Raw genomic sequence first — 5,265 nt, forward strand, 5'->3', positions numbered from 1 at the left:
GCCATCAGCGCCTCGATGCGCTCCAGCATGGCATTGAGGTTTTCGGCGAGGCGGTCGAGCTCGTCGCCGCTGCGCCCCACCGGCAGGCGCTCGCTGAGATCGCCGGTCATGATGCGATGCGCCGTGCCGCTCATCGCATCGATGCGCCTCAGCACCCTGCGCGCGACGAAGACGCCGCCGCCGAGCCCGAGCACGACCACGATCAGAATCGACCATTGCGCGGCCTTGGCGACGATGCCGAACAGGCGCCGCCGCTCGGCGAGGTCGCGGCCGATCAGGAGCCGGAAGCCGTTCTCCAGTTCGGTGACGCGTACGAGCGCACGATGGTCGCGGTCATCCGCGTCCTCGATGCGCCGGTAGGCGGTTTCCGACCAGCCACGCGTCGCCATCACACCGGGCGCCAGCGAGCCGACATTGCCGGCGATCGCCTGCCCCGTCGGCGTGGTCACGAGATAGAGGTTGGCGCCGGGCCGCAGCGCCCGGGATTCGATCGCCAGCACCAGGGCGCGCAAGCCGCGGCGGCCGTAGAGCTCGTTGATCTCCGAGGTCTCCGCATTCACCGTCTGCGTGATTTCCTCGGTGATCAGCCGGCGCGTATTCCAGGCGAAATAGGCCAGCAGCGAGGCCGCGAACATCGCGAACAGAAACAGGTAGACCAGCGTCAGCCGGAATGCCGTGGTGCGGACGAGTTTACCGAATGCCGTCACGGATCATGTACCCGGCGCCGCGGATCGTGTGCAGCAGCGGCCGCTCGAAACCCTTGTCGATCTTGGAGCGCAGCCGCGAAATGTGCACGTCGATCACGTTGGTCTGCGGATCGAAATGATAGTCCCAGACGTTCTCCAGCAGCATGGTGCGCGTCACCACCTGGCCCGCATGCTTCATGAGGTATTCGAGCAAACGGAATTCGCGCGGCTGAAGCGTCAATTCGTCCTTGCCGCGGGCGACGCGATGGGAGAGCCGGTCGAGCTCGAGATCGCCGACACGATAGAGCGTGTCCTCGGCCGGGCCGCCGCGGCGGCGCGACAGCACCTCGACCCGCGCCAGGAGCTCGGCGAAGGAATAGGGCTTGGGCAGATAGTCGTCGCCGCCGGCGCGCAGGCCCTTGATGCGGTCGTCGACCTGCCCGAGCGCGGAGAGAATTAGCACCGGCGCGGTGTTGCCCTTGTCGCGCAGCGCGCCGATCAGCGACAGGCCGTCGCGCTTGGGCAGCATGCGGTCGACCACCAGCACGTCGTAATCGCCGCTCTCGGCCATGGCGAGGCCCTCCTCGCCGTCGGCGGCGTGGTCGGCAATGTGTCCGACTTCGCGAAACGCCTTCACGAGGTAGTCGGCGGATTCGCGGTCGTCTTCAATGATGAGGAGGCGCATCGTGCGTTCGGCGGCGGTCAAGGAGGTCACCTTCTCTAAACATGGCGCGAGCGGCAATCGCATGCAAGCCGAGTGGGAGAGTCTCGGGTCGAGAAAAAGGCGGGCGGTGAAGCTGGGGGGACCTCACCGCCCTAGGCCTTCCGACGGAGGGGGGCGTAATTCCACCGGAAGGTAGACTGGGGAAGCGAACGTTACGCTGCTCCCCCGAAGGGCGCCGGCGGCTGGGGCGACTGATGCCGGGCGACACCCTTCATTGCGTAGGCCTCCTGAGGGTTACCCCTTGGCGAGGGGAATTGCGACGAAGCGCGACTGGCCGCCGCTCTTCACGCGCATCAGGACGCTGTTCTTGCTGTCGGTCCGCGCCGTGTTGATGGCGTCGCGGACATCGCCGGCGGTGCTCACGCTCTTGCCGCCGACTTCGAGAATCACGTCGCCTTCCTTGAAGCCGCGTTCGGCTGCGGCGCTCTTCGGATCAACTTCGGTAACCACGACGCCTTCCTTGCCGGCGCCGGCCACGGAATTGGCGGGCGCAACCGTCATGCCGAGCTTGGGCACGTCGGTGCCCTTGCTCGCACCCTTGCCGCTGTCATTGTCGATGTCGGCCTTGGCCTCGACCGTGTTCGGCAGCTGGCCGAGGGTGAGGTTCACGACCTTGTCCTGGCCCTTGTGCAGCACGTTGAGCTTCACAGTCGCGCCGGGGGCCAAGCCGCCAATGGTGCGGGCGAGTTCGCGGGCGTCCTTGACGGGTTCGCCGTTGACCGCGGTGATCACGTCGCCGGACTCGATGCCGGCCTTCGCGGCCGGACCGTTCGCCTGCGGCTCCGCCACCAGCGCGCCTTCGGCCTTCTTCATGCCGAGGCTGTCGGCGATGTCGGACGTCACCGGCTGGATCTGCACGCCGATCCAGCCGCGGCTGACCGAGCCCTTGTCCTTGAGCTGGGCAACGACCGTCTTCACGGTGGAGGCCGGGATCGAGAACGCGATGCCGACGCTGCCGCCGGAGGGCGAGTAGATCGCGGTGTTGACGCCCATCACCTCGCCGTTGGTGTCGAAGGCGGGACCGCCGGAATTGCCCTTGTTCACGGGCGCGTCGATCTGGATGAAATCGTCATAGGGACCRTTGCCGATGTCGCGGCCGCTGGCCGAGACGATGCCGGCGGTCACGGTGCCGCCGAGGCCGAASGGATTGCCGACCGCGASCACCCAGTCGCCGATCCGCGGCTTGGCGTCGGCCAGCTTGGCGAACKGGAAGTTGGAGCTGCCCTCGACCTTGATCAGGGCGAGGTCGGTGCGCTGATCGGTGCCGATCACCTTGGCGGTATAGGTCTTGCCGTCGTCGGTGGTGACCTCGACCTTGTCGGCGCCGTCGACCACGTGGTTATTGGTCACGGCAAAGCCGTCGGCCGAGATGAAGAAGCCGGAGCCCTGGCCCTGCACGACGCGGCCACGACCACCGCCCTTCAGACCGGGGATGCCGTCCGGACCGCCGAAGCGGCGGAAGAAGCGCTCCATCGGCGAGCCCGGCTGGAACGGCGAGGAGGAATCGTCGCCGTCATCGTTGCTGGCGGTCTTCTCCTTGATGTTGACCTTCACCGAGATCACCGACGGCTTCACGCGCTCGACGATGTCGGCGAAACCGACCGGGCGCTCGACCTTCCGGACCTCGTTGTTGACCTGCGCATGCGCCGGGCTGGAGAACAGGTCGGCCGGCGACACCGACGGGCTGAAGCCGTAGACGGCGGCGCCGAAGCCGGCGACGACCGAGGCCATCAGCGCGATCTTGCGCGCGGAGAAGACCGACCGGCGCGGCTGCCGGTAGGAGGGAAGGTTCGAAAGGTCGGGACGTTCGGTCATGCAGAGATCTCCAGGGCCTTGAAATCGATTTGGTGCCGGATGCCAGCACCTTGCGGACCTGAAGATGGGGACTCCCGCCTTACCGCGCGCTGGCGGCTGGGTTAAACTTTCGTAATGAAGGGCGATGCCGATGCGGCAGTTTAGCGCAGACCGAAAGTTGTGGTCTTACAGGAACTTATTCGAGTTCCGGTGACCGGCCCCGGGGCGAGGTTTTTGGCGACCTTAGCTCGCCCTGACGCTGACGATGAACTCGTCGACTTCACGCTTCAGGGTCTCGGCCTGCTGCGACAGATCGACGGCGGAATCCCGGGCCTCGGCCGCCATGCGACCGGTCTCGGCGGAGGTCGAGGTGATCTGGACGATGTGATTGGACACCTCGCGCGTGCCGCGCGCGGCGTCCTGGACGCTGCGCGAGATGTCCTGGGTGGCGTTGCGCTGCTGGGCGGTGTCGACCTCGATGCCGGACATGATCGACGAGATCTCCGACAGCGTCTTCGAGATGCCGTCGATCGCCCCGCGCGTCTCTGCGGTGATGCCCTGGATGCTGGCGACATGGGAGGTGATCTCCTCGGTCGCCTTGCTGGTCTGGTGCGCGAGGCTCTTCACCTCGGAAGCGACGACGGCAAACCCCTTGCCGGCCTCCCCTGCCCGCGCCGCCTCGATGGTGGCGTTAAGCGCCAGCAGGTTGGTCTGCGATGCGATCGCCTGCACGAGCTGCACGACCTCGCCGATCTTGTCGGCGGCATCCGACAGCGTGTGGATGGTGTCGCGGCTCTTCTCGGCTTGCGCCGCCGCGCCCTCGGCGCGCTGGGTCGCATCGGTGACGCGGCGGCTGATCGTGCCGATCGAATTCGTCATCTCCTCGGCGGAGCCCGCGACCGTCTGGACGCTGGCGCTGGCCTGGCTTGCTCCGCTCGCCACCGCACTCGCCTTCGTGCTGGTGTCGTTGGCCGTCCGCGACAGCGTCTCGGCATTGCTCTTCAGATGCACCGCCGACGAGGCCACGCTGTCGACGACGCTGGCGACGAGATCGTTGAAGCGCTTGATCCGGTCGTCCAGGAATGTCGACCGCTCGGCCTGGTGCTGCGCTTCATGCAATTGCTGCTCGGTGAGGCGGCGCCGTTCGAGCCCATTGGTCTTGAAGACCTCCAGCGCGCCGGCGAGCAGGCCGATCTCGTTGGTGCCGCCGAGCCCCGGCACGGGTGTTTCGAACTTCTGGTCGGCGACCTCGCGCATGGCATGCACGATCGCCGCCAAGGGACTGAGGATGCCGTTGCGCACGGCAAACCAAGTCGTGAGGCAGATCGCGCAGGCGACGACCGCGATCACGCCGCAGGCGATCAGGAAATAGGAGAATGCGGCCTGTGCCTGCTGGTAGATCTGCATCGCGTGATCACGCGCGGGCCCGCTCAGCGCAGCAAAGTCCGAAGACAGGCTGGTGATCTCGTTGTTGAGATAGAGCACCGCGACGAAGCCGGTGCCGCCGCCGATGCCCAGCAGGAACAATAATGCAGCGACGACGGCGCCGACCAGGAAGCGGATCGTCAGATTGCTGTTCGTGAACATCGCTGAGGACTCAAACGTCTGGAATCGAATTTCGCGACAAGCTTCCAGACAAAGGTCAACAGAGCATGAAACACGCAGCGCCAGATGGCCTACGTATCATTACGTAAGCCGGGACGACTTGACGTAGCTAGGACCGCTTCGTCTCGTCCGACATCAATGCCGCGAGCCTCGCCTCTTCATCGGGCGTGAGCGGGGGAGCTGGTAGGTCTGCACCGCTTCGCGCGCGACGCCGGATTTGCAGCCACAGCGCCAGGCCGCCACCCGTCAGCAGCAATGGCCCGAGCAACCACAGCAGCATGGTCTGCCGCTCGAAGCGCGGCTTGAGCAGCACGAACTCGCCATAGCGCGCGACCAGGAAGTCGAGCACCTGCGAGTTGCTGTCGCCGGCCGCGATGCGCTCGCGCACCAGGAGCCGCAGGTCGCGCGCCAGCGGCGCTTCGGAATCGTCGATCGTCTGGTTCTGGGTGTCCATGC

Annotated in this window: 5 protein-coding genes; all 5 read right to left on the minus strand. The window is 66.3% G+C overall.

The window, feature by feature from the left end; genetic code table 11:
- Positions 1 to 707, minus strand: a 707-nt coding sequence (locus AC1D00_RS25240) for a HAMP domain-containing protein (protein ID WP_477012518.1), incomplete at its 3' end; no start/stop codon positions are given.
- Complete coding sequence (locus AC1D00_RS25245) at positions 691 to 1,371, minus strand: response regulator transcription factor (protein WP_035965648.1); 681 nt, start codon at positions 1,369 to 1,371, stop codon at positions 691 to 693. The genes AC1D00_RS25240 and AC1D00_RS25245, both read right to left, overlap by 17 nt.
- Positions 1,372 to 1,644: 273 nt before the next feature.
- The gene (locus AC1D00_RS25250) at positions 1,645 to 3,225 is read right to left on the minus strand and encodes a Do family serine endopeptidase (protein WP_477012519.1); all 1,581 of its coding nucleotides are present in this window, start codon (positions 3,223 to 3,225) and stop codon (positions 1,645 to 1,647) included.
- Positions 3,226 to 3,447: 222 nt separating this feature from the next.
- Positions 3,448 to 4,791, minus strand: a complete 1,344-nt coding sequence (locus tag AC1D00_RS25255) for a methyl-accepting chemotaxis protein (RefSeq protein WP_477012520.1) — start codon at positions 4,789 to 4,791, stop codon at positions 3,448 to 3,450.
- A gap of 127 nt (positions 4,792 to 4,918) precedes the next feature.
- The coding region (locus tag AC1D00_RS25260; RefSeq protein ID WP_477012521.1) for a cytochrome c-type biogenesis protein at positions 4,919 to 5,265 on the minus strand (347 nt) is incomplete at its 5' end.

It is taken from the genome of Bradyrhizobium sp. P2_E8, assembly GCF_056403875.1.

Coding starts and splice junctions, on each gene's coding strand:
- AC1D00_RS25245 (WP_035965648.1), bottom strand. CDS start 1,371: ATGCGCCTCCTCATCATTGAAGACGACCGCGAATCCGCCGACTACCTC.
- AC1D00_RS25255 (WP_477012520.1), bottom strand. CDS start 4,791: ATGTTCACGAACAGCAATCTGACGATCCGCTTCCTGGTCGGCGCCGTC.